The sequence below is a fragment of the Agromyces sp. ISL-38 genome (assembly GCF_018613935.1).
Classification (GTDB): Bacteria; Actinomycetota; Actinomycetes; order Actinomycetales; family Microbacteriaceae; genus Agromyces.
In genome coordinates, this window is the sequence record NZ_JAGGPF010000007.1 from 62,915 (window position 1) to 86,627 (window position 23,713).

Below are 23,713 nucleotides of genomic sequence, written 5' to 3' on the forward strand. Positions count from 1 at the left end.
AAGAGGTCAAACGTGTCGGTTTCCATCAAGCCGCTCGAGGATCGCATCGTCATCAAGCAGGTCGACGCCGAGCAGACCACCGCGTCAGGTCTCGTCATCCCCGACACTGCCAAGGAGAAGCCCCAAGAGGGCGAGGTCGTGGCCGTGGGCCCCGGTCGCATCGATGACAACGGCAATCGCATCCCGCTCGACGTCGCAGTCGGCGACAAGGTGATCTACTCCAAGTACGGCGGCACCGAGGTCAAGTTCGGCGGCGACGACCTGCTCGTGCTCTCGGCCCGCGACGTGCTCGCGGTCGTCGTTCGCTAGGCGACACGATTCGTTCGAGGCCCGGATGCCCCTGCGGCATCCGGGCCTCTTCGTATGCCGGGCCGCGGATGCCTGCAGCCCGGCGTAGTCTGTGCTGGTGTCAACCCGTTCCGACGTCTCGGCCCGTGCGAACCTCACGCCCGCATCGGGCGTGAGCCGCTCCGGACTCGTCTTCGCGGTCAGCGCCTACGGGCTCTGGGGCTTCCTCCCCGTCTACTTCATCGCGCTCGCACCCACGGGCCCCTTCGAGGTCGTCGGATGGCGCGTGCTGCTCTCGCTCGTGTTCTGTGCCCTGCTCATCACGGTCATGCGCGCCTGGCGACCGTTCGTCACGATCCTGCGCGATCGCCGCGCGGTGCTCACGATGGCCATCGCGGGCGTGCTCATCTTCGTCAACTGGCAGACCTATGTCTACGCCACCCTGAGCGGACAGGTCGTCGAGGCCGCGCTCGGCTACTTCATCAATCCGATCGTCACGGTCTTCCTCGGCGTGCTCGTCTTGCGCGAGCGCCTCAATGTGACGCAGTGGGTGGCCGTCGGCATCAGCATCGTCGCCGTCGTCGTGCTCGCCTTCGGCTACGGGCAGCTGCCGTGGATCGCACTCGTGCTCGCGTTCTCGTTCGGCTTCTACGGCCTCATCAAGAAGCGCGTCGGGCCCAAGGTCGACGCGGTCTCGGGACTCACCCTCGAGACCGCCTGGCTCGCGCCGCTCGCCGTCGTGCAGCTCGTGTTCGTGTCGATGACCACCGGGCTCACGATCGGCACGGTGAGCGGCTGGCACACGGCGCTGCTGCTGCTCGCCGGAGCCATCACGGCGGTGCCGCTGCTCCTGTTCGCGGCGGCGGCGCGCCGGCTGCCGCTCATCTACATGGGGTTCATCCAGTACTTCGCGCCGTTCATCCAGTTCGTCGTCGGCGTCGCCGTGCTGCACGAGCCGATGCCGCTCGAACGGTGGATCGGATTCGCCCTCGTGTGGGTCGCCCTCGCCGTGCTCACGTTCGACCTCGTGAGGGGCGTCCGTGCCTCGCGACGTGTTCCCGCGGAGCCGATCTGAGACCTGGAGTCGGGCTACTGGAGGCTCGAAACCGAGGTCTGAGAAGGGGCCCGGGCGACGGATGCCTCGACGCGCATTCTGCGCGCGCAGTACGCGTTGCACGCCGATTCCGTGCGCTTTCGACGGGCAAGGTGTCGGCGAGATAACGATTCAGGCGGTGTTACACGGTTGTGACCGCGGTGACTTGTTTCCGCCATGGGGGCGCAATACTGTCAAACAACGGCGTCATCAGACGCTGCTTTGTGTACCAATCCTTCAGTCCCAAGGAGCAACATGAGCGTATTCGCGAAGGCCAAGGCCTCGCGCTCGGCTCGCGCAGCCTGGACGGGTCTCGCCATCGCTGGCGTCAGCACCCTCCTCCTTTCTGCGTGTGCAGCGGGTGGCACGCCGCCGGCCGAGACGGAAGAGCCGGCCGACGCCGGCGACGCCCTGCCCATCGAGGCAGGCGAACGAGACCTCACCCTCAAGGTGGGCACGATCCTTCCGCAGAGTGGAACGCTCGCCTTCCTCGGCCCGCCCGAGGAGGCCGGTGTGGCGCTCGGCGAGCAGGAGGTCAACGCCGCCGACAGCGGAATCAACATGGAGGTCGTCTACCGCGACTCGGGTGACACCACGACCGACATCGCCACCGTCTCCGTGACTGACCTGCTCTCGCAGGACGTCTCGGCGATCATCGGTGCCGCGTCGTCGGGTGTGTCGTTCACGGTCATCGACCAGATCACCGCGGCTGGTGTCGTGCACTTCTCGCCGGCGAACACGTCGCCCGACTTCACCGACTACGAGGACAACGACCTGTACTTCCGTACTGCGCCGTCCGACCTCCTGCAGGGTGAGGTGCTCGGCAACCAGATCGCCGCCGACGGCGCCTCCACCCTCGGTCTCCTCGTCCTGAACGACCCCTACGGCACCGGCCTCGCAGCGGCGACCAAGGAGTCGTTCGAGGCAGCCGGCGGCGAAGTCGTTGCCGAGGAGCTCTTCAACACGGGTGACTCGAACTTCGACTCGCAGCTCTCGGCCATCAACGCCGCGAACCCCGACGCCGTGGCCGTCATCACGTTCGACGAGGCCAAGGTCGTCGTCCCGGCGCTCGTCGGCTCCGGCTACCCCGGCAGCCAGCTCTACTTCGTCGACGGCAACCTGTCCGACTACAGCGCGGACTTCGCACCCGGCCTCATCGCCGGCGCGAAGGGCACGCTGCCCGGTCCGGTGCTCGAAGACGACTTCCGTGAGCGCATCCTCGCCGTCGACCCGAACCTGGCTGACTTCAGCTATGGCCCCGAGTCGTACGACGCGACCGTGCTGATCGCCCTCGCGGCGTACGCGGCGAACAGCACCGATGGTGTCGACATCGCCAAGTACCTGCGTCAGGTGTCGGGTGGCACCGGTGACGGCGAGAAGGTCACGTCGCTCGAGGATGCCTTCGCGCTCCTCGCCGAGGGCAAGCAGATCGACTGGGACGGCCCGTCCGGCCCGATCACGCTCGATGAGCACGGTGACCCGACCGAGGCGACCATCGGAATCTACCAGTACGGCGAAGACAACACGTACGAGCGAATCGGCTAGTACGGTTCTCGCTTGGAAGGGCCTCGGCTTCGGCCGGGGCCCTTTCTCGTGCCCGTCTCCAGCCCGTTGCATACGCAAGGGTGTCCATGGACCCCGTCGCGGGTTCCAGGGTGCTCCTTGCGGCACTCACGCCTTCCTGTCGGTGTCGCCGATGAGGTAGGAATCCGACTCGTGCGGCGTTTCGCGCCGTCTGCATCGGCGTGTCTGCCGAAACTGCGTCATCCGCCGAGACGTGCCGTGGGGCGCGGGGCGCGGCAAAGTATGAGCCCCTTGCGCTGACGTGAGGGTGCGCTCGTGCGCTGACATAAGGGTGCGCGTGTGCGCCGACCTGAGCGTGCGCGCGTGCGCTGCCGTGAGGGTGCGGGCGTAGGCCGGCGCACGCATGCGTCCGCGACGATCATGAGTCCGATCGATGCGCGAACCCGCGAACGCAGAACGGGGGCGGATGCCGTAGCATCCGCCCCCGTTCGTGCGGGTGGATCAGTCCTGGCCGAGCGTGCCCAGGTAGAGGCCGATCACCTTCGGGTCGTTCAGCAGGTCGCGGCCCGTGCCGGTGTAGGCGTCGCGGCCCTGATCGAGCACGTAGCCGCGGTCGCAGATCTGCAGGCAGCGCCGCGCGTTCTGCTCGACCATGATGGTGGTCACGCCGGCGCGGTTGATCTCCTTCACGCGAAGGAAGGCCTCGTCCTGCCGCACAGGGGAGAGCCCGGCGGAGGGCTCGTCGAGCAGCATCACGTGCGGACCCATCATGAGTGCACGCGACATCGCGACCATCTGCCGTTCACCGCCGGAGAGCGACCCGGCACGCTGGCCGAGTCGCTTGCCGAGCTCGGGGAAGATCTCGGTAACGTAGGAAAGGCGTTCCTTCACCCCCTTGGGCTTCTGGAACATTCCCATCTCGAGGTTCTCCTGGATCGTGAGCGACGGGAACACGTTGTTCGTCTGCGGCACGAAGCCGACGCCCTTCGCCACGAGCTTGTTCGCCTTGAGATTCGTGATCTCCTCGCCGTTCAGGCGGATCGACCCGTCGCGCACCTTCACGAGACCGAAGATGGCCTTCAGGAGCGTCGACTTGCCGGCGCCGTTCGGGCCGATGATGCCGATGAGCTCGCCCTTCCTCGCAACGAGGGAGCATGAGTTCAGGATGTTCACGCCGGGCAGGTAGCCCGCCGTGACATTCGTGGCTTCAACGACCGCGTCTGCGACGGGTTCGAGGACCGCAGCAGCGGTCGGTTCACTGTTCGTCATCGATGAGCTCCTTCAACACCTCGACGTGCTCGGTGTCCGTTGTGCCGATGTCGGCGTCGTGATGGGCGCCGAGGTAGGCGTCGATCACAGCGGGGTCCTGCATGACCAGGTGCGGGTCGCCTTCGGCGACGATCTTGCCCTCGGCCATCACGATGACCCAGTCGGCGATGTGGCGCACCATGTGCATGTCGTGCTCGACGAAGAGCACCGTCATGCCCTTTGACTTCAGGTCGAGCACGTGGTCGAGCAGCGACTGCGTGAGGGCCGGGTTCACACCGGCCATCGGCTCGTCGAGCATGACGAGCGTCGGGTCGCTCATGAGCGCCCTCGCCATCTCGAGGAGCTTGCGCTGCCCGCCCGACAGGCTGGCTGCGTAGTCGTCCTTCTTGGTATCCAGCTTGAAGCGCGCGAGGATCTCGAGTGCCTTCGCCTCGATCTCGTCGTCTTGCTTGCGCCAGAGGAACGGCAGGAACGACCGGAAGAGGTTCTCACCGATCTGGCCCTTCGCACCGAGCTTCATGTTGTCGAGCACGGTGAGCAGGGCGAGCGACTTCGTCAGCTGGAAGGTGCGGATGAGGCCCATGCGGGCCACCCGGTAGGCCGGCACATGCGCGAGCGACCGGCCGTCGAACTCCCACTTGCCGCTGTCGGGCTTGTCGAAGCCCGTGAGCAGGTTGAAGAGAGTCGTCTTGCCGGCGCCGTTGGGACCGATGAGTGCGGTGATCGCACCACGCGGGACCTCGACATGCTCGACATCGACGGCGGTGAGGCCCCCGAAGGTGCGCCTGACGTTGTCGGCGATGAGGATCGGGTCGACCTTGCGGCAACCCGGTCCGGCGTCGCCGACGTGGAGGCCGGTGGTCTTCACCGGCGTGGACGTGGGAGTGACGTTACTTGACAAAGGCCAGCTCCTTCTTGTTTCCGAAGATGCCCTGAGGCCTGAATATCACGATCAGCATGATCGCGATGCCGACGAGGATGAACCGGAGCTGGCCGGCCTGCACCTGTGACATGAACGGGAGCCAGCCCGCCTCCACCGCCCGGGCGACGAAGCCCGAGAAGAAGGAGAGCAGCACCCAGAAGATCACCGAGCCGATGACCGGCCCGAGGATCGTGGCGGCCCCGCCGAGGAGCAGGATCGCGTAGACGAAGAACGTGAGCGACGTCTGGTAGTTCGCCGGTACCACCGATCGGGGCAGGATGAAGATCATTCCTCCGAGGGTGCCGTAGACGCCACCGAGGATGAGGCTCTGCATCTTGTACGAGTAGACGTTCTTGCCGAGCGCGCGCACGGCGTCCTCGTCTTCACGGATGCCCTTGATGACGCGGCCCCACGGGCTGCGCATGATGAGCCACGTGACGAGTGCCAGGATCACCACGAGCGACCAGCCGACGATGCGGATCCACCAGTCGTACGCGTTGTACGTGAAGGGTCCGAAGCCGTAGCTGCCCGTTGGGATCGGGTTGAGGTCGGCGAAGCCGCCCTTGTAGCCCTGCAGCCCGCTCGCCGAGCCGGTGATGTCGGCGAACGTGTTCGTCGTGAAGGTGAGCCGCAGGATCTCGGCCGCCGCGATCGTGACGATCGCGAGGTAGTCGGCGCGGAGCCGCAGGGTCGGGATACCGAGGATCAGGGCGAACACCACGGATGCCCCGATTCCCACCAGCACGGCGCCCCAGACGGGGAAGCCGAAGCTGAGGATAGAGATCGCGTAGCCGTATGCGCCGAGGGCCATGAAGCCCGCCTGCCCGAAGTTCAGGAGGCCCGTGTATCCGAAGTGGATCGCCAGGCCGAGGGCGGCCAAGGCGTAGGCGGCGGTGGTGGGGCTGATGAGCTCCTGCGCCGCGTTGGAGAAGATCTGAATCCAGTCGATCATGGTCGGTCCTCCTTAGCCGATTCTCTCGCGGCGACCGAGGATGCCCTGCGGTCGGAACAGCAGCACGAGGATGAGCACGACGAGTGCGCCCACGTACTTCATGTCGGATGGCAGCCAGAGCGTCGACATCTCGATGAAGAGCCCCACGATGATGGAGCCCACGAGTGCGCCGAACGCGGTGCCGAGCCCGCCGAGGGTGACGGCTGCGAAGATGAGCAGCAGGATCTGGAAGCCCATGTCCCAGCTGACGCCGGGTCGGAAGTACGCCCACAGGATGCCCGAGAGCCCGGCGAGGGCGGCGCCCATCACCCAGACGATCCGGATGACGCGATCGACGTCGATGCCGCTCGCGGCGGCGAGGCTCGCGTTGTCGGAGACCGCGCGCGTCGCCTTGCCGATGCGCGTGCGCAACAGGAAGTAGGCCACGGCCCCGAGCACCACGACGCTCGTGATCATGCTCGCGAGGTCGACCCACGACATCGAGACGGGTCCGAGGTGGATGTCGGAGGCGAGGGTCGCGCCCGGAAGCTGCCGGGTCGATCCGCCGTAGAGGAACTGGTAGATGTAGCGGACCGCGAGCGAGAGACCGATGCTGACGATCATGAGCTGGATGAGTCCGACTCCGCGTCTTCGGAGCGGTTTCCAGATCACCGCGTCGAGCGTCCATCCGAGTGCTGCACTGAGGACGATCGCGATGATGATGGCGAGCCAGATGGGGAACGCCAGGTCGACCCCGAACGTGAGCACCATGAGCGCCCCGAACGTGACCATCTCGGCATGCGCGAAGTTCGAGAGGCCCGTCGTGCCGAAGATCAGCGAGAGCCCGATCGCCGCGAGTGCGAGCAGGAGGCCGAAGTTCAGGCCGTTGATGAACCGGATGAGCACTTGGGCGCCGATGTCGGTCGTGGTGCGCTGGCCCTCGCCGAGGAAGAAGTTCACCGCCTTGAGCTTCGTGAGCCCGAACTCCGATTTGATCGTGGCCTGGCCTTCCGCGACGACGACGCCCTTGGGAAGGGTGTCCTCGTCGAGCGTGAGCTCGTACTCGGCCTTCTCGGGTACGCCGAGGCGCCACTTGCCCTCGGCGTCGGTCTCCGTCTCGGCTTCGTAGCCGTCACCTTCGACCGTGATGCGAACGCCCTCGAGGGGTTCATCATCGAAGGTCACGTTGCCCGTGAAGAAGTACTCGAAGTCCTCGGGACTGTCTTCCGTACTCACGGTGTCCGCCATCGCAGGGGACGCTGCGATGCCGGACAGAGTGAGGGCGGACAACAGGATTCCGAGGAGGACGAGCCACCTTCGGGGCGACCGTTTGGCGACTGATTGCGTGGGTTCCACTGCACCTCCAAGGGTGCCCGGAGGCTGATGGCCATCCGGGTCCGGTCTTCCTATCGACATCTTCGTCGACAGTACGTGCCGATTATGTCCCAAGTGTTTCATGCGCGGTCCACAATGGCCCTCGATTGTTATCCGGGGAATGCCCTCTATGCAAACTCGCTTAACATTGATGCATCGCACGATTCGCTTTCGCGCGGCACTTGGGGCATCACAGATTGAAGGGAAGACATGGATCAGGCAGATCCGTTCGGATTCACGGGACTCACGTACGACGACGTCCTGCTGCTGCCAGGTCACACCGATGTGATCCCGAGCGAAGCCGACACGGCCTCGCGTCTCACCCGACGCATCACCGTTGCGACGCCGCTCCTGTCGGCCGCGATGGACACGGTCACCGAGTCGCGCATGGCGATCGCGATGGCCCGCCAGGGCGGCATCGGCATCCTGCACCGCAATCTCTCGATCGAAGAGCAGGCCGAGATGGTCGACCGCGTGAAGCGCAGCGAGTCGGGCATGGTCTCCAATCCCGTGACGACGACGCCCGACGCATCCGTCGCCGAGGTCGACGAGTTGTGCGCCACGTTCCGCGTCAGCGGCCTTCCGGTCATCGACGCCGACGGCATCCTCGTCGGCATCATCACGAACCGCGACATGCGGTTCGTCTCCGACTTCGAGAAGTCGTCGACGAAGGTCGCCGACGTCATGACGAAGATGCCGCTCATCACCGGCCGCGTCGGCATGGACCCCGACGAGGCGATCGCGATCTTCGCGCAGCACAAGGTCGAGAAGCTGCCGCTCGTCGACGAGCATGGCCGGCTCACGGGGCTCATCACGGTCAAGGACTTCGACAAGTCCGAGCAGTACCCGAACGCGACGAAAGACGCCGAGGGTCGCTTGCGCGTCGGTGCGGCGATGGGCTTCTTCGGTGACGCCTGGGAGCGTGCGGAGGCGCTGCGCGATGCCGGCGTCGACGTGCTCGTCGTCGACACGGCCAACGGCGAGAGCGCCGGCGTGCTCGACATCATCCGGCGGATCAAGGCCGACCCGACGTTCGCCCACATCGACGTGATCGGCGGCAACGTCGCGACTCGCGAGGGCGCCCAGGCGCTCGTCGACGCGGGCGCCGACGCGGTCAAGGTCGGCGTCGGTCCGGGCTCCATCTGCACGACCCGTGTCGTCGCGGGCGTCGGTGTTCCCCAGGTGACCGCCGTCTACGAGGCGTCGAAGGCGACGAGGCCCGCAGGGGTCCCGCTCATCGCCGACGGCGGGCTGCAGTATTCGGGCGACATCGCGAAGGCGCTCGTCGCCGGGGCCGACACGGTCATGCTCGGCTCGCTCCTCGCGGGCACCGCCGAGAGCCCGGGCGAGCTCGTCTTCCAGAACGGCAAGCAGTTCAAGACCTACCGCGGCATGGGCTCGCTCGGGGCGCTGCAGACCCGCGGCAAGAAGACCTCGTACTCCAAAGACCGCTACTTCCAGTCGGATGTCCCGAGCGACGACAAGCTCATTCCCGAGGGCATCGAGGGCCAGGTGCCCTACCGCGGCCCGGTGTCGGCCGTCGCCTACCAGCTCGTCGGCGGGCTCCGCCAGTCGATGTTCTACGTGGGCGCCCGCACCATCGACGAGCTGAAGGCCAAGGGCAGGTTCGTGCGGATCACGCCGGCCGGTCTCAAGGAGTCGCACCCGCACGACGTGCAGATCGTGGTGGAGGCGCCGAACTACACGCGCTGACGGTCAGCGCGGCGCGGCGAAGCCGCGACGCGCTTCCGTCAGAACGGCGGCAGCCGTAGCGCTCGCGGCGCGCCAGCGCCGCGAAGCGTGCCGCGGCAGACCGCGGAACGCAAGCCCCGTGGCCGCGAAGCGCCGGCGCGCAGCGCCTCGACGAGCGTGCGGTTTCGAGACGCCCGCTGCGCGAGCTCCTCAACCCGCAGAGCAAGTTGCCGCGACCGGCGTCCGGTTTCGAGCCGCTCGCTGCGCAGCTCCTCAACCCGCAGATCTGGCCTCCGCAAGCCGCGTGACCGCCTCGTCGAGCACCTCGGGCGTGCACGCGAAGTTCAGCCGCGCGTACCCGCGTCCCACCGTCGCGCCGAACGTCGGCCCGTTCGCGAGCGCGACCTTCGCGTGCTCGAGGGCGTACGCTGCCGGGTCGTCGCCCCAGCCGAGCACTGAGAGGTCGAGCCACGCGAGGTACGTGGCGTCGGGCATCCGGTAGCGCACCCCGGGAAGCTCGTCGGTGAGGAGTTCGGCGAGCAGCCGCCGATTGTCGTCGAGGCTTGCGAGCACGCCGTCGAGCCACGGCCCGCCGTGCCGGAACGCCGCGATCGACGCGATCGCGCCGAACTGCCCCATGCGCCATTCGACTTCATACGGCAGGGCGGCACGGACCCGGTCGCCGCGCTCGCTCGCGGTGACGACGAGCGCGGACTTCAGCCCGGCGATGTTGAACGACTTGCTCGCCGACGTGATCGCGATGCCGTGTTCGCGCGCGGCATCCGACACCGTGAGGAACGGCGTGTAGGGCGTCGCGGGCTGCGCGAGCGGCCCGTGCACCTCGTCGGCGACGATCGTGACGTCGTGGCGCGCGGCGATGTCGGCGAGCGCCGCGAGGGCCGCGGCATCCGGAACCATGCCGATCGGATTGTGCGGGTTGCAGAGCACCATTGCCCTGGCGCCCCCCTCGAACGCCGCCTCGATGCCCTCGAGGTCGAGCGCCCAGCCCTCGTCGATGCCCCCGAGCATCGGCACTTCCACGATTCGGGCCGAGCTCTCGGTGACGAGATCGAAGAACGGCGGGTAGATCGGCGGGGTGATGATGACGCCGTCACCCGGGTTCGTGACCCGGCGCAGCACTTCGACGATGCCCATGCTCACGTCGCCGGTGCACGTGATGCGGGCCGGGTCGACGTCCCAGCCGAGGCGTGTCGAGGCGAAGCCCTCGAATGCCTCGGCGACGGTGCGGCTGCCCTGGTTGTAGCCCGTGTCCGAGCGCCGCACCGCGTCGATGAGTGCCGCCGCGACGGGTTCGGCGAGCGGGTAGTCCATCTCGGCGACGGGCAGCGGCAGCACATCGGCGGGGTAGCTGCGCCACTTCGCGCTCGTGCGGTTGCGGAGGGCGTCGAGCGGTTCGGCGGCGATGCGTTGCATGCCTCCAGCTTGCCGCAGATCGGGTCGGGTGGCACGGGATCTCCCGGCGCGTGTAGTCTGGTCGGCTGCCCGACGGGCGGCGCGGCGATGCCGCCGACCGATCGGACACTCGCATGGGCTTCATCGACGTCAACGGCGTCTCGTTCTCGCTGCCCGACGGCAGGCCGTTGCTCGCCGACCTCGCATTCCGGGTGACGGATGCCGCGACGACGGCGCTCATCGGCGCGAACGGCGCCGGCAAGTCGACCCTCTTGCGCATCATCCGCGGCGACCTTCGCCCCGACGAGGGCAGCGTGCAGGTCGACGGGGGACTCGGCGTGATGGACCAGTTCGTGGGCACCGGCCGCACCGTCGAAGGGGCCGCCGAGACGGTCGCCGGGCTGCTCGTGTCCGTCGCGCCGACCCGCATCAGGGCCGCGGCGATCGAGCTCGAGGCATCCGAGGACGCCCTCATCGAACGCGACGACACGGCGGCGCAGATGCGCTACGCGACGGCGCTCGCCGAGTACGCCGAGGCCGGCGGCTACGAGCAGGAGGTCGTGTGGGACCACTGCACGAGCGCAGCGCTCGGCATTCCCTTCGAACGCGCGAAGTGGCGTGAGCTCGCCACGCTCTCGGGCGGCGAGCAGAAGCGGCTCGCGCTCGAGGCGCTCTTCCGCGGGCCCGAGCAGGTGCTGCTCCTCGACGAGCCCGACAACTCACTCGACGTGCCCGGCAAGCGCTGGCTCGAGGCGCAGCTTCGGGCGACGCCGAAGACGGTGCTGCTCGTCTCGCACGACCGCGAGCTGCTCGCGCGCGCTGCCGACCGCATCGTGACGCTCGAGCTCGGCGCCGCCGGCAACACCGCCTGGGTGCACGGCGGGAGCTTCGAGGGATACCACCGTGCGCGCGACGAGCGCTTCGAGCGGCTCGACGAGTTGCGGCGGCGCTGGGATGAACAGCACGCCGCCCTGAGAACGCTCGTGGCGACCCTCAAGGTGAAGGCCACCTACAACGACGGCATGGCGTCGCGCTACCAGGCGGCCGTCACGCGACTGCGGAAGTTCGAGGAGGCTGGGCCGCCCGAGGAGCGCCCGCCGTCGCAGAACGTGGCGATGCGGCTGCGCGGGGCGCGCACCGGCAAGCGCTCGGTTGTGTGCGAGCAACTCGAGCTCACGGGCCTCATGAAGCCGTTCGACCTCGAGGTCTGGTATGGAGACCGGGTCGCGGTGCTCGGCTCGAACGGCTCGGGCAAGTCGCACTTCCTCCGGTTGCTCGCCGGCGGCGGCACCGAGCCCGATCGCACGCTCGGGCACGTCACGACGGTCGGCGAGGCTCTGGCCCGGATTCCGCACGCCGGGCGCGCGGTGCTCGGCGCGCGAGTCGTGCCGGGGTGGTTCGCGCAGAACCACGTGCACCCCGAGTTCCGCGGCCGCACCCTGCTCGACATCCTGCACCGCGGCGACGCGAACCGCGACGGCATGGCGCGGGAGGCGGCGAGTTCGGCCCTCGATCGCTATGGGCTCGCGGCATCCGCGCAGCAGAGCTTCGACTCGCTCTCGGGCGGCCAGCAGGCGCGCCTGCAGATCCTGCTGCTCGAGCTGTCGGGGGCGACGCTGCTGCTGCTCGACGAGCCCACCGACAACCTCGACCTCGTCTCGGCGGAGGCACTCGAAGACGCGCTCTCGCGATTCGACGGCACGGTGCTCGCGGTGACGCACGACCGCTGGTTCACGCGCAGCTTCGACCGGTTCGTGGTGTTCGGTGCCGACGGCGAAGTCGTCGAGTCGGATGCCCCGGTGTGGAACGAGGGGCGCGTGGTGCGCGCTCGCTGACGCTCAGCACGGCGCAGCGGAGCTGCGACGGGCTTCCGTCAGGAAGGCGGCAGCAGGAGCGATCGCGACGCGAAGCGGTGCGAAGCGTGCCGCGCCGACCTCGAAGCGTAAGACGAGGCCATCACGTCAGTTCGCTAGGGTTGACTCGTGACCCAGGAGATCGAGATCGGCCGCTCGAAGCGGGGCCGTCGTGTCTATGCCTTCGACGACATCGCGATCGTTCCGAGCCGCCGCACGCGCGACCCCGAAGACGTCTCGACCACGTGGTCGATCGACGCCTACCAGTTCGACATCCCGTTCCTCGCGGCCCCGATGGACTCCGTCGTGTCGCCGCGCACGGCGATCATGATGGGCCAGCTCGGCGGACTCGGCGTGCTCGATCTCGAGGGCCTGTGGACCCGGTACGACGACGCCGAGTCGGTGCTCGCCGAGATTCGGCGGCTGCCCGCCGACACGGCGACGACGCGCATGCAGGAGCTCTACTCCGCACCGATCAGGCCCGAGCTCGTCACCGAGCGCCTCGCCGAGATCCGCGCGGCCGGCGTCACCGTCGCGGGCGCGCTCTCACCGCAGCGCACGCAGGAGCTGTACGAGACCGTCGTCGCCGCAGGCGTCGACCTCTTCGTGATCCGCGGCACCACGGTCTCGGCCGAGCACGTCTCGAGGAACCAGGAGCCGCTGAACCTCAAGAAGTTCATCTACGAGCTCGACGTGCCCGTCATCGTCGGTGGCGCGGGCACCTACACGGCCGCGCTGCACCTCATGCGCACGGGCGCAGCGGGCGTGCTCGTCGGCTTCGGCGGAGGAGCGGCGTCGACGACGCGTGCGACGCTCGGCATCCACGCCCCGATGGCCACCGCGGTGGCGGATGTCGCCGGCGCTCGCCGCGACTACCTCGACGAGTCGGGCGGGCGCTACGTGCACGTCATCGCCGACGGCGGCGTCGGCAAGTCGGGCGACATCGTGAAGGCGATCGCGTGCGGCGCCGACGCCGTCATGCTCGGCGCGGCACTCGCACGGGCGACGGATGCTCCGGGCGCCGGGTTCCACTGGGGCGCTGAGGCGCACCACGCGAAGCTGCCCCGCGGCCAGCGGGTCGAGGTCGGCCAGGTGGCGCCGCTCGAGGAGATCCTCTACGGCCCAGCGCCGGCCGCCGACGGCACGGCCAACCTCATCGGGGCGCTCAAGCGTTCGATGGCCACCACGGGGTATTCCGACCTCAAGGAGTTCCAGCGCGTCGAGGTCGTCGTCGCGCCGTACCGCCTCGCCTGACCCCGCGCGTTCCATGGCGCGGGGCCGACCCCTCGGGTAGCGTGGAACGCGAGCGCGGCCGTGCAAGCGCCCGGCCGTGAGGATGGGGAGCGACGATGGCGAGAGTCAATTCGGTGACGCGTTCGACGAAGCTCGGACCCGAGGAGCGAGACGCGGCGATCGCGCGGCTGAAGGAGAAGGAGCTCGACATCCTCGTCGTCGGCGGCGGCATCGTCGGCACGGGCAGCGCCCTCGACGCCGTGACGCGGGGTCTCAGCGTCGGCCTGCTCGAGGCCCGTGACTGGGCGTCGGGCACCTCGAGTCGTTCATCGAAGCTCGTGCACGGCGGCATCCGGTACCTCGAACAGCTCGACTTCCGGCTCGTGCGCGAGGCGCTCATCGAGCGTGGCCTCCTGCTGCAGCGCATCGCGCCGCACCTCGTGAAGCCCGTGCGGTTCCTCTACCCGCTGAAGACGCGGTTCATCGAGCGTGTCTACGTGGGCGCCGGCATGCTGCTGTACGACCTCTTCAGCTACACGGGCGGTCGCCCGCCCGGTGTGCCGCACCACCGCCACCTCTCGAAGCGCCAAGTGATGAAGGCGATTCCGTCGCTCGCTCCGAACGTGCTCATCGGGGGGATCACCTATTACGACGGGCAGGTCGACGACGCGCGGTATGTCGCCTCCCTGGCCCGCACCGCGTCGTTCTACGGCGCGCACGTCGCGAGCCGCGTGAAGGTCGAGGGCTTCATCAAGGTCGGCGAGCGGGTGGTGGGCGTGAAGGCGCACGACCTGCAGACCGACGAACGTTTCGAGGTTCGCGCCAAGCAGGTCGTGAACGCCACCGGGGTGTGGACGGATGACACGCAACGCATGGTCGGCGAACGCGGCACGTTCCACGTGCGGGCCTCGAAGGGCATCCACCTCGTCGTGCCCCGCGACCGGTTCCAGTCGACGATGGGCCTCCTCCTCCGCACCGAGAAGAGCGTGCTCTTCGTCATCCCGTGGGGTCGGCACTGGCTCATCGGCACGACCGACACCGACTGGAACCTCGACAAGGCGCACCCTGCCGCGACGGCGGCCGACATCGACTACCTGCTCGAGCACGTGAACGCGGTGCTCGGCGTGCCGCTCACGCGCGAAGACGTCGAGGGTGTGTACGCGGGACTCCGGCCGCTGCTCGCGGGTGAGAGCGAGCAGACCTCCAAGCTCTCGCGCGAACACGTCGTGGCGCACACGGTGCCGGGCCTCGTCGTCGTCGCCGGCGGCAAGTGGACCACCTACCGGGTGATGGCCAAAGACGCGATCGATGCGGCCGCCGACGCCCTCGACGGCAAGGTTCCCGCGTCCACGACGCAGGACATCCCGTTGCTCGGCGCCGAGGGCTACCAGGCCGCGTGGAACAAGCGCGGCAAGATCGCACGTGCGTTCGGCGTGCACAAGGTGCGCATCGAGCACCTGCTCAATCGCTACGGCACGATGACCGACGAACTGCTCGACATCATCAGGTCGGATGCCTCGCTCGGCGAGCCCCTGCCCGGTGCCGACGACTACCTCGAGGCCGAGGTCGTCTATGCGGCTTCGCACGAGGGGGCGCTGCATCTCGACGACGTGCTCGCGCGCCGCACCCGCATCTCGATCGAGGCGTGGGACCGCGGCGTCTCCGCGGCGCCGGTCGCGGCGAGGCTCATGGCCGGCGTGCTCGGCTGGGATGCCGCGCGGGAGGCGCTCGAGGTCGAGCGCTACCTCGAACGGGTGGCCGCCGAGCGTGCGTCGCAACTGCAGCCCGACGACGAGTCGGCCGACCGCGTGCGGCTCGAGGCTCCCGACATCGTGAAGGTGGACTGAGGCGCGCGGATAGACTTGGGGCGACGCACTCGAGACCGAGGAGTCCGCGCCATGGTTGATGTCCGCCGGATCACCCTTCCCGGGGTGGGTGTACTGCACTCCTTCACGAGTGCCGACGGCGTCGAACTCGCCGTCGTCGCGCACCGCACCGGCTCGAGCGATCTCGTCACGAGGCCGCCGGGTGCCGACGACGACGCGACGGCGTCGACGATCCGGCTGCGCGAAGACGAAGCGCACACCCTCGCCGAGCTGCTCGGCGGCACGCGCATCGTGGAGTCGATCACCGAGCTCGACGAGCTGCCGGGCGTGCCGATCGACTGGGTGAGCATCGACGCCGATGACGCGATCGCCGGCCGCGAGCTCGGCGAGGTGCCCGAGACCTCCGGCGTCGCCATCGTCGCGGTCGTGCGCGACGATCACGCATACCCCTCACCTGCGCGCGACTTCGTCGTGCACGCGGGTGACACCATCGTCGCGGTCGGCCCGCATGAGGGCATCGCCACGGTGTTCCGCGCGGTGCACCAGGGCGTGGGGCTCGCCGGGAGGCACGGCGCCTGATGCTCCGGATGATGATGCGCCCCAGGTGGGTGCTCGCGCTCCTGCTCGCCCTCGGCATCGCCGCCGGCTTCGCGCTGCTCGGCCAATGGCAGCTCCAACGCGCCGTCGAGTCATCCGTCGTCGTCGAGCGGCCAACCGAAGAGGTTCGCCCGTTCGCCGACGTGGCCCGGCCCGACGTGCCGACGACGCAGGCGGCGACGGCGCAGATGGTCGAGGTCACGGGCGTCGTGGTGCCCGGCGACACGGTCATCGTCGAGGGCCGACTCAACGACGGCGTCGCCGGCTTCTGGCCGGTGGCCCACCTTGAGGTGACGGATGCCGCAGCCGGAGGCCTCCCCGTGGCGCTCGGCTGGGCCGCCGACGAGAAGACCGCCCGGGCCGCCGCCGACCGTTTCGAAGCTGCCGCAGGCGCGGAGATCACCATCACGGGCCGGTTCCTGCCGAGCGAGGCGCCCGTCGTGCCGCCCCAAGACGGCGACCCCTTCGCGATGACGACCGTCGCGGTCGCCCAGCTCGTGAACGTCTGGGCCGATTACGACAACCGGCCCGTGTACTTCGGCTACGTCACCGCGGCCGATCCCGCCGCCGGGCTGGAGGCGATCGTCTCTCCGCCGCCCGAGCTGGCCGTGGAGTTCAACTGGCTGAACATCTTCTACGCCGTCGAGTGGGTGGTGTTCGCCGGGTTCGCGGTGTTCCTCTGGTACCGCCTGGTGCGCGACGCCGTGGAGCGGGAACGCGATGAGGCGGTCGTGGCGGCCGATCGCGCGTCAGAGCAAGCCGGGACGCCGGCCGGCTGACCGGGTTCCGCTCGCGGCGAACTCGGGGCGCGCGCCGCCTCGTGAGGGTCATGATTCCCTTGTGACCATCGAAGATCCGCTCGACGCCTATTCGGCCGTCGTCACCGCGGTTGCGAGTTCGGTGCTGCCGAGCGTCGCGAGCCTCGCGGTCCGCTCTGCTCGCGGCGAAGGCGCCGGGAGTGCGAGCGTCATCAGCGCCGACGGCGTGCTGCTCACGAGCGCACATGTCGTGGTGGGGGCGAGGTCGGCACAAGCGACGTTCGGCGACGGCACGTCCGTCACCGTCGACGTCGTCGGCCGCGACGTGCTCTCCGACCTCGCGGTGCTCCGCGCTCGCGGGCAGGTGCCGCCGCCCGTGCCGCTGGGCGACGCAGCCGGGCTTCGCGTAGGTCAGCTCGTCGTTGCCGTGGGCAATCCGCTCGGCCTCGCCGGCAGCGTGACGGCCGGCATCGTCTCGAACCTCGGGCGCTCGCTGCCCACGGCATCGGGTCGGGTGATCGACGAGGTGATCCAGACGGATGCCGCGCTGAATCCCGGCAACTCGGGCGGCGTGCTCGCCGACGGCAACGGGCACATGGTCGGCGTGAACACCGCGGTCGCCGGCATCGGCGTCGGCCTCGCAGTACCGATCAACCTGGCCACGCGCGGCATCATCGAGACGCTCGTGCGCACCGGACGCGTGCGAAGGGCCTGGCTCGGCATCGTCGGCATGCAGGTGCAACTCGAACCGTCGCTCGCGGCCCGCATCGGCTCGCCGAAGGGCCTGCAGGTCGCGGGCGTCGCGACCGACAGTCCGGCCGATCTCGCCGGGGTGCACCGCGGCGACGTCGTCGTCTCGCTCGACGGCCAGAGCATCGTGACGTCGACGTCGATCCAGAAGCTCATGGTCGAGGACGCCATCGATCGGCAGGTCGAGATGACGCTCTGGCGCAACGGCGCGCTCGTCGACGTGTTCGTCGTGCCCCGCGAGCTCGTCGACGTGCCGAGGTAGGCGCGCTCCTCAGGGCGGATACATACAGTGTGTATGCATCCTCACCGACGTACAGTGTGTATGTCAACCGCGGCCGTGCGGTCGCGCCGGCGCCCAGGATCGGAGCGGGATGCCCACGAAGGCCGAGCAGCGCGAGCGCACTCGCGTCGCGATCCTCGAGATCGCCGCGCGCCGATTCTCCGAACACGGGTATGTCGGGGTCGCCCTCGAAGACGTCGTCGCCGAGGCCGGCCTCACCCGCGGTGCGCTCTACCATCACTTCGGCAGCAAGTCGGGCCTGTTCCGTGCCGTGGTGGAGCACGCGCAGCGCGACGTCGCCCAGGCCGTGGAGGTCGCTGCATCCGGAGTCGAAGCCCCGCTCGAATCGTTCCTCGCGGGTTGCCGCGCGTTCCTCGACGCGAGCCTCGCCCCGCAAGTGCGGCGGATCCTCCTCGTGGACGGCCCGGCCGTGCTCGGCTGGGACGACTGGCGTGAGGGCGACCTCGACACGAGCGTGCGCCTGCTCGACGAAGGCGTCGCCGAGCTCGCGGAGGCCGGTGTGATCGGCGGGGAGCGCCTCGGCACCGTCGCCACGATGATCTCGGGCGCGCTGAACGAAGTGGCGATCGCGAACGCCACGGCCGCGGATGCCGCCGGTGAGATCGACGCCGCGATCGACACCCTCGCGCGCCTGCTCTCGGGTCTTTCCCCGAACCGCGCACCGTAGACTGGTCGCATGCCCCTCGAGCCCAAACTCGCCGATCTGCCGCGCATCCGCGGGGCGCTCCGCTTCTACCAGGTCTCCTCGATCATCACCGGCGTGCTGCTCCTCTCGCTGTGCGCCGAGATGATCATGAAGTACGCGTTCGGCCTCGAGCTGGAGCTCGGCGGCGAGCGGGGCTTCCTCGCCTTCGTACCGAGCGGCACGGTCACCGCCGTCAACCTCTCGACCGGCATCCTCATCGTGCACGGCTGGTTCTATGTCGTGTACCTCTTCAGCGACTTCCGGCTCTGGAGCCTCATGCGCTGGCCGTTCGGGCGATTCATCGTCATCGCCCTCGGCGGCGTCATCCCCTTCCTCTCGTTCATCCTCGAGGCACGCAACGGCCGCGAGGTGCTCGCCTACCTCGATCGCCGCGAGCGCGAGAGCGCGCAGCCCGCATCCGACGCCACCCCCGACACCGTGGAGGCCCAGCAGTGACCGACCAGACCGAGCAGCCCGAGCAGCCCACTGAACAGCGCCCGGTGCTCGTGGTCGACTTCGGCGCGCAGTACGCGCAGCTGATCGCGCGGCGCGTGCGCGAGGCATCCGTCTACTCCGAGATCGTGCCGCACACGATCACCGCCGAAGAGGTCGCCGCGAAGAACCCCGTCGGCATCGTGCTCTCCGGCGGGCCGTCGTCGGTCTACGAAGAGGGCGCGCCCGCGCTCGACGAGGGGATCCTGAAGCTCGGGGTGCCGACGCTCGGCATCTGCTACGGGTTCCAGGTCATGGCACAGCAGCTCGGCGGCGAGGTCGCCCACACCGGCCACCGCGAGTACGGCTCCACCGCCGTCACGGCGCGCACCGACGACGGCAACGCACTGCTCGACGGCCAGCCCGAGGCGCAGACGGTCTGGATGAGCCACGGCGACTCGGTCGCGGTCGCTCCCGAGGGCTTCGAGGTGCTCGCCTCGACCGCGACGACGCCGGTCGCCGCGTTCGCAAACGACGCGAAGGGCTTCTACGGCGTGCAGTGGCACCCCGAGGTGAAGCACTCCGAGTTCGGCCAGCGCGTCATCGAGAACTTCCTGCATCGCGCCGCGGGCATCCCCGCCGACTGGAACTCGGGCAACGTCATCGCCGAGCAGGTCGCGCGCATTCGCGAGCAGGTCGGTTCGGCCCGCGTCATCGCCGGGCTCTCGGGCGGCGTCGACTCCGCGGTCGCCGCGGCGATCGTGCACGAAGCGGTCGGCGACCAGCTCGTGTGCGTCTTCGTCGACCACGGCCTGCTCCGCAAAGACGAGCGCCGACAGGTCGAGGTCGACTATGTCGCGGCCACCGGCATCCGCCTGGTCACGGTCGACGCGGCCGACACCTTCCTCGAAGCCCTCGCCGACGTCAGCGACCCCGAGCAGAAGCGCAAGATCATCGGCCGCGAGTTCATCCGGGCGTTCGAGCAGGCCGAGCGCGACCTCGTCGCCGAGGCCGACGCCGACGGCGAGCCGATCCGCTTCCTCGTGCAGGGCACGCTCTATCCCGACGTCGTCGAATCGGGCGGCGGCACGGGCACGGCCAACATCAAGAGCCACCACAATGTCGGCGGCCTGCCCGAAGACCTGCAGTTCGAGCTCGTCGAGCCGCTGCGCACCCTCTTCAAAGACGAGGTGCGCGCGATCGGCCGCGAGCTGGGCCTCCCCGAGGCGATCGTGGGCCGCCAGCCGTTTCCGGGGCCAGGCCTCGGGATCCGCATCGTCGGCGAGGTCACCGCTGACCGTCTCGAGATCCTGCGTGACGCCGACGCGATCGCCCGTCAGGAGCTGACCGCCGCCGGACTCGACCAGGAGATCTGGCAGTGCCCCGTCGTGCTGCTCGCCGACGTGCGCTCCGTGGGCGTGCAGGGCGACGGCCGCACCTACGGCCACCCCATCGTGCTGCGTCCGGTCTCGTCGGAAGACGCGATGACCGCCGACTGGACCCGCCTGCCCTACGACGTGCTCGCGAAGATCTCGAACCGCATCACGAACGAGGTGCGCGAGGTCAACCGCGTCGTGCTCGACGTCACGTCGAAGCCGCCGGGCACCATCGAGTGGGAGTAACGCCCGCACGGCGTCGCCGGCGCGAGCCGGCCTGGTGCAGTATGGCGGGATGAGCGTGGTGGAGAACTCGAAGCTGTGCGTGGTCGGTGCCGGAAGCGTGGGGTCGAGCCTCGCGTACGCGGCACTCATCCGCGGGTCGGCGAGCCAGGTCGCGCTCTACGACATCGCGTCGGCGAAGGTCGAAGCGGAGGTGCTCGACCTCGCGCACGGCACGCAGTTCACCGAGGCCCGCGTCAGCGGCGGCGACGACCTCGCGGTGGTCGAGGGCTCGCACGTCGTGGTGATCACCGCGGGTGCGAAGCAGGAGCCGGGCCAGACCAGGCTCGAACTCGCGAGCACGAACGCGCGCATCCTGGAGTCGCTCCTGCCGAACCTGCTCGAACGCGCCCCTGATGCGATCTACGTGCTCGTCACGAATCCCGTCGACGTGCTCACGGTCGTCGCCCAGCGAATCTCAGGACTGCCGCCGCAGCGCATCTTCGGGTCGGGCACCGTGCTCGACACCTCCCGGCTGCGCTGGCTGCTCGCCCGCCGCGCCGGCGTCACCACCGCGAACGTGCACGCCGACATCGTGGGCGAGCACGGCGACACCGAGTTCCCCCTGTGGTCGAGCGCACGCATCGGCCCGGTGCCGATTCTCGACTGGCGCAGCGGCGAGCCGTTCAAGGCATCCGAGCTCGACGGGATCGCCCGCGAGGTGCGGGATGCCGCGTACACCGTCATCCGCGGCAAGGGCGCCACGAATTACGCGATCGGGCTCGCCGGTGCGCGCATCGTCGAGGCGGTCATGAACGACGAGCACGCGGTGATGCCGGTGAGCACCGTGCAACGCGGCATCCGGGGCATCGACGGTGTGGCGCTCTCGGTGCCGAGCGTCGTGAGCGGCAGTGGAGCCGTGCCCGTCGCCGAGACGCCGTTCTCCGATGACGAGGTGCGGCTGCTGCAGACGTCGGCCGCCGCGATCCGCGCGTCGGTGGATTCTCTCGGGGTCTGACCGACGAAACACGAAAGGCCGCCCGAGGGCGGCCTTTCGACGTTGGCGCGAGTTGCGCGAGGGTCAGTCGCTCGACTGGATGATCGCGAGCATCCGGAGGATCTCGAGGTACAGCCAGATGACCGTGACCATGATGCCGAAGACGCCGGTCCACTCGTACTTCTTCGGAGCGCGGTTGCGCACGCCCTGCTGGATGAAGTCGAAGTCGAGCACGAGCGAGTACGCCGCCATGATCACGACGAGGACGCCGAGGATCACCCCGAGCGGGATGCCCATGATCTCGAAGCCGCGAACGCCCCAGGGGCTCTCGACGACGTTGAACATCTGAAGGCCGAGGTTCACGAGCGAGAACACGAGGTAGCCGACCATCGCCACGAGGAAGATCTTCGTGGCCCGCTTCGAGGCGCGGATCTTGCCCGAGGCGAAGAGGGCGAGCGTCACGCCGACCACGACGAGCGTGGCGATGACCGCCTGCGCGACGATGCCGCCGCCGAAGGCCAGCTCGTACCATGCCGAGATACCGCCGACGAAGACGCCCTGCACGCCGGCGTAGGCCAGGATGAGGCCCGGCGACGGCTCTTTCTTGAAGATGTTGACGAGCGCGAGCACGAAGCCCGCGATGCCGGCGCCGATCCAGAGGAACGGCAGCGACTCGGTCGTCAGCCAGCCGAGGGCCGCGCCCACGACGAGCAGGCCGAACGAAACGGCCGCCTTCTGCACCGTGGTCTCGATGGTCATGACCTCGCGGTCGGGCAGCGTGGCCGGCTGGTTGTACATCTCCTGCAATTGCTGGGCGGATACGTCTTGCGCTGCGGCCACGGCTCCCTGCGAAGAGAAGGCGGAGTTCCGCTTGAAGGCGGGATTGTCGAGAGCCATGGAGTTCCTCTGCTTTCGGCTGACGTCGGTGCGGGGGACGGGTGGCCGGATGCGGCATCCGTGCCGAGTTCCAACTTACCGGAGATACCCGTGACAACGCCCGGAGTTCGCGGCGGATTCCCGCGGATGCCGCGGCCGCGTGGCTACGCTGGGGCACATGCTGCACGACCTCGCGGAACGGCCGCTCGTGATCGGGCACCGCGGCGCCCCGGGCTACCGGCCCGAGCACACGAGGTCGGCCTACGAGCTCGCGTTCGCGCTCGGCGCCGACGCCGTCGAACCCGACATCGTGGCGACGCGCGACGGCGTGCTCGTGCTGCGGCACGAGAACGAGGTCTCGGGCACGACGGATGTCGCGAGGCGGCCCGAGTTCGCCGCGAAGCGCACGACGCGCGAAGTCGACGGCAAGCCGCTCACCGGCTGGTTCACCGAGGACTTCACGTGGGCCGAGCTGTCGACCCTGAGGGCACGAGAGCGACTGGGCGCCGTGCGCCAATCGAGCTCGAGCTTCAACGACCGCTACCCGATCATCCGGTTACGCGACCTGTTCGCGCTCATCGACACCGCGGCCGACGAGCAGCGCCGCCTGATCCGCATGGTCGCGGAGTTCAAGCACGCGAGCCACTTCGACGCGCTCGGCCTGCCGCTCGACGAGCTCTTCGCTGCCGAGCTCGACGAGGCCGGCTGGGGGCGTGGCGACGAGCGGCTCATCATGGAGTCGTTCGAGCCCGGGCTGCTCGATCGGCTCGGCGCACGCGGCATCCGTGGTTCCCGGATCTTCCTCATCGAGGCGACCGGTTCGCCCTACGACCTGGTGCTCGCCGAGGGAACCCGGGCGGCCCGCTACGACGAATTCGTCACCGAGGCGGGGCTGCTGGCGCTCGCCGACCGGGTCGACGGCGTGAGCGTCGGCAAGGCCCGCCTGATCGGCGAACCGAAGCCGCGGGCCGGGGCTCGGGGGGAGGCGGTGGCTGCAGCGACGGATGCCACGGGCGCACCCCTCGATCGACGTGCAGCGCACCCGACGCTCGTCGGCTCGGAGCTCGTCGATGCGGCGCACTCCGCGGGCCTCGAGATCTTCACGTGGACGCTCCGGCCCGAGAACCGCTTCCTCTCCAAGGGGTTCCGCCGCGGCACGGCGCGCGCGGCCTACGGCGACTGGCTCGGCGAGTTCACGCTCATCGTCGGCACGGGCGTCGACGGAATCTTCGTCGACCATCCCGACCTCGGCGTCGAGGCGCGTGACTGGTGGTCGCGCGCCGAGGATCTCGCCCGCTGAG

Annotated in this window: 21 protein-coding genes; 15 read left to right on the forward strand and 6 right to left on the reverse strand. The window is 69.0% G+C overall.

Annotated features, from left to right (window positions below; genetic code table 11):
• The first annotated feature begins 12 nt into the window (after nucleotides 1–12).
• The 3 genes from groES (at nucleotide 13) to J7E25_RS06345 (ending at nucleotide 2,926) form a co-directional block, all read left to right on the forward strand.
• Entirely contained in the window at nucleotides 13–309 is a 297-nt protein-coding gene (groES, locus tag J7E25_RS06335) for a co-chaperone GroES (protein WP_129521053.1), read from the forward strand.
• Between the two features lie 151 nt (nucleotides 310–460).
• The gene (rarD, locus tag J7E25_RS06340) at nucleotides 461–1,363 is read left to right on the forward strand and encodes an EamA family transporter RarD (RefSeq protein WP_308164396.1); all 903 of its coding nucleotides are present in this window, start codon (nucleotides 461–463) and stop codon (nucleotides 1,361–1,363) included.
• 273 nt (nucleotides 1,364–1,636) lie between these two features.
• Entirely contained in the window at nucleotides 1,637–2,926 is a 1,290-nt protein-coding gene (locus J7E25_RS06345) for an ABC transporter substrate-binding protein (RefSeq protein WP_214869011.1), read from the forward strand.
• 480 nt (nucleotides 2,927–3,406) lie between these two features.
• On the opposite strand, the gene J7E25_RS06350 is transcribed toward J7E25_RS06345, so the two are convergent.
• From J7E25_RS06350 to J7E25_RS06365, 4 genes are read right to left on the reverse strand one after another with little or no spacing between them, the layout of a single operon-like run.
• Nucleotides 3,407–4,174, reverse strand: a complete 768-nt coding sequence (locus J7E25_RS06350; protein ID WP_214869012.1) for an ABC transporter ATP-binding protein — start codon at nucleotides 4,172–4,174, stop codon at nucleotides 3,407–3,409.
• Entirely contained in the window at nucleotides 4,161–5,075 is a 915-nt protein-coding gene (locus J7E25_RS06355; RefSeq protein WP_214869014.1) for an ABC transporter ATP-binding protein, read from the reverse strand. The genes J7E25_RS06350 and J7E25_RS06355 overlap by 14 nt, the downstream gene beginning before the upstream one ends.
• Nucleotides 5,065–6,045: a branched-chain amino acid ABC transporter permease gene (locus J7E25_RS06360; RefSeq protein WP_214869065.1), complete on the reverse strand. Its 981-nt coding sequence runs from the start codon at nucleotides 6,043–6,045 to the stop codon at nucleotides 5,065–5,067. Before J7E25_RS06360 ends, J7E25_RS06355 begins: the two co-directional genes overlap by 11 nt.
• Nucleotides 6,046–6,060: 15 nt before the next feature.
• Nucleotides 6,061–7,263, reverse strand: a complete 1,203-nt coding sequence (locus tag J7E25_RS06365) for a branched-chain amino acid ABC transporter permease (RefSeq protein ID WP_374196196.1) — start codon at nucleotides 7,261–7,263, stop codon at nucleotides 6,061–6,063.
• 348 nt (nucleotides 7,264–7,611) lie between these two features.
• Here J7E25_RS06365 and guaB point away from each other — a divergent pair, with 348 nt between their 5' ends.
• The gene (guaB, locus tag J7E25_RS06370) at nucleotides 7,612–9,114 is read left to right on the forward strand and encodes an IMP dehydrogenase (protein WP_214869016.1); all 1,503 of its coding nucleotides are present in this window, start codon (nucleotides 7,612–7,614) and stop codon (nucleotides 9,112–9,114) included.
• A 252-nt stretch (nucleotides 9,115–9,366) separates the two neighbouring features.
• Here the strand turns inward: guaB and J7E25_RS06375 are convergent, their stop codons facing one another.
• On the reverse strand, nucleotides 9,367–10,527 hold the full coding sequence (locus J7E25_RS06375; protein WP_214869017.1) for a MalY/PatB family protein: 1,161 nt from the start codon (nucleotides 10,525–10,527) through the stop codon (nucleotides 9,367–9,369).
• A 113-nt stretch (nucleotides 10,528–10,640) separates the two neighbouring features.
• On the opposite strand from J7E25_RS06375, the gene J7E25_RS06380 reads away from it, so the two are divergent.
• The 10 genes from J7E25_RS06380 (at nucleotide 10,641) to J7E25_RS06425 (ending at nucleotide 21,557) form a co-directional block, all read left to right on the forward strand.
• Nucleotides 10,641–12,341 carry an ABC-F family ATP-binding cassette domain-containing protein gene (locus tag J7E25_RS06380; RefSeq protein WP_214869018.1) on the forward strand — a complete coding sequence of 567 codons (1,701 nt, stop codon included), beginning with the start codon at nucleotides 10,641–10,643 and terminating at the stop codon, nucleotides 12,339–12,341.
• A 147-nt stretch (nucleotides 12,342–12,488) separates the two neighbouring features.
• On the forward strand, nucleotides 12,489–13,613 hold the full coding sequence (locus J7E25_RS06385) for a GuaB3 family IMP dehydrogenase-related protein (RefSeq protein WP_214869019.1): 1,125 nt from the start codon (nucleotides 12,489–12,491) through the stop codon (nucleotides 13,611–13,613).
• A 95-nt stretch (nucleotides 13,614–13,708) separates the two neighbouring features.
• Nucleotides 13,709–15,439, forward strand: a complete 1,731-nt coding sequence (locus J7E25_RS06390) for a glycerol-3-phosphate dehydrogenase/oxidase (RefSeq protein ID WP_214869021.1) — start codon at nucleotides 13,709–13,711, stop codon at nucleotides 15,437–15,439.
• A gap of 51 nt (nucleotides 15,440–15,490) precedes the next feature.
• Nucleotides 15,491–15,997, forward strand: coding sequence for a cation:proton antiporter regulatory subunit (locus tag J7E25_RS06395; RefSeq protein ID WP_214869023.1), 507 nt, complete (start codon nucleotides 15,491–15,493; stop codon nucleotides 15,995–15,997).
• A gap of 11 nt (nucleotides 15,998–16,008) precedes the next feature.
• A complete protein-coding gene (locus tag J7E25_RS06400) occupies nucleotides 16,009–16,794 on the forward strand; it encodes an SURF1 family protein (RefSeq protein ID WP_215009301.1) in 786 nt (261 codons plus the stop codon).
• 61 nt (nucleotides 16,795–16,855) lie between these two features.
• Nucleotides 16,856–17,785: a trypsin-like peptidase domain-containing protein gene (locus J7E25_RS06405; protein ID WP_308164394.1), complete on the forward strand. Its 930-nt coding sequence runs from the start codon at nucleotides 16,856–16,858 to the stop codon at nucleotides 17,783–17,785.
• Between the two features lie 109 nt (nucleotides 17,786–17,894).
• Nucleotides 17,895–18,491: a TetR/AcrR family transcriptional regulator gene (locus tag J7E25_RS06410; protein ID WP_214869028.1), complete on the forward strand. Its 597-nt coding sequence runs from the start codon at nucleotides 17,895–17,897 to the stop codon at nucleotides 18,489–18,491.
• Between the two features lie 9 nt (nucleotides 18,492–18,500).
• On the forward strand, nucleotides 18,501–18,965 hold the full coding sequence (locus tag J7E25_RS06415; protein WP_214869030.1) for a DUF3817 domain-containing protein: 465 nt from the start codon (nucleotides 18,501–18,503) through the stop codon (nucleotides 18,963–18,965).
• The gene (gene guaA / locus J7E25_RS06420) at nucleotides 18,962–20,563 is read left to right on the forward strand and encodes a glutamine-hydrolyzing GMP synthase (RefSeq protein ID WP_214869032.1); all 1,602 of its coding nucleotides are present in this window, start codon (nucleotides 18,962–18,964) and stop codon (nucleotides 20,561–20,563) included. Before J7E25_RS06415 ends, guaA begins: the two co-directional genes overlap by 4 nt.
• Nucleotides 20,564–20,612: 49 nt before the next feature.
• The gene (locus tag J7E25_RS06425; protein ID WP_214869033.1) at nucleotides 20,613–21,557 is read left to right on the forward strand and encodes an L-lactate dehydrogenase; all 945 of its coding nucleotides are present in this window, start codon (nucleotides 20,613–20,615) and stop codon (nucleotides 21,555–21,557) included.
• A gap of 63 nt (nucleotides 21,558–21,620) precedes the next feature.
• Here the strand turns inward: J7E25_RS06425 and J7E25_RS06430 are convergent, their stop codons facing one another.
• Complete coding sequence (locus J7E25_RS06430) at nucleotides 21,621–22,433, reverse strand: Bax inhibitor-1/YccA family protein (RefSeq protein ID WP_214869034.1); 813 nt, start codon at nucleotides 22,431–22,433, stop codon at nucleotides 21,621–21,623.
• A 157-nt stretch (nucleotides 22,434–22,590) separates the two neighbouring features.
• Between J7E25_RS06430 and J7E25_RS06435 the strand changes: the two genes are divergently transcribed.
• Nucleotides 22,591–23,712 (forward strand): glycerophosphodiester phosphodiesterase family protein, encoded by a 1,122-nt coding sequence (locus tag J7E25_RS06435; protein ID WP_214869035.1) that lies wholly within the window; start codon nucleotides 22,591–22,593, stop codon nucleotides 23,710–23,712.
• Nucleotide 23,713: the final 1 nt, after the last annotated feature.

Bases quoted from the DNA above. Each gene is read 5' to 3' on its own strand.
- J7E25_RS06410 (WP_214869028.1), top strand. From the start codon at position 17,895: ATGCCCACGAAGGCCGAGCAGCGCGAGCGCACTCGCGTCGCGATCCTC.
- J7E25_RS06415 (WP_214869030.1), top strand. From the start codon at position 18,501: ATGCCCCTCGAGCCCAAACTCGCCGATCTGCCGCGCATCCGCGGGGCG.
- J7E25_RS06390 (WP_214869021.1), top strand. From the start codon at position 13,709: ATGGCGAGAGTCAATTCGGTGACGCGTTCGACGAAGCTCGGACCCGAG.
- J7E25_RS06435 (WP_214869035.1), top strand. From the start codon at position 22,591: ATGCTGCACGACCTCGCGGAACGGCCGCTCGTGATCGGGCACCGCGGC.
- J7E25_RS06380 (WP_214869018.1), top strand. From the start codon at position 10,641: ATGGGCTTCATCGACGTCAACGGCGTCTCGTTCTCGCTGCCCGACGGC.
- J7E25_RS06430 (WP_214869034.1), bottom strand. From the start codon at position 22,433: ATGGCTCTCGACAATCCCGCCTTCAAGCGGAACTCCGCCTTCTCTTCG.
- J7E25_RS06395 (WP_214869023.1), top strand. From the start codon at position 15,491: ATGGTTGATGTCCGCCGGATCACCCTTCCCGGGGTGGGTGTACTGCAC.
- J7E25_RS06400 (WP_215009301.1), top strand. From the start codon at position 16,009: ATGATGCGCCCCAGGTGGGTGCTCGCGCTCCTGCTCGCCCTCGGCATC.
- J7E25_RS06345 (WP_214869011.1), top strand. From the start codon at position 1,637: ATGAGCGTATTCGCGAAGGCCAAGGCCTCGCGCTCGGCTCGCGCAGCC.
- guaB (WP_214869016.1), top strand. From the start codon at position 7,612: ATGGATCAGGCAGATCCGTTCGGATTCACGGGACTCACGTACGACGAC.
- J7E25_RS06350 (WP_214869012.1), bottom strand. From the start codon at position 4,174: ATGACGAACAGTGAACCGACCGCTGCTGCGGTCCTCGAACCCGTCGCA.
- J7E25_RS06425 (WP_214869033.1), top strand. From the start codon at position 20,613: ATGAGCGTGGTGGAGAACTCGAAGCTGTGCGTGGTCGGTGCCGGAAGC.
- J7E25_RS06375 (WP_214869017.1), bottom strand. From the start codon at position 10,527: ATGCAACGCATCGCCGCCGAACCGCTCGACGCCCTCCGCAACCGCACG.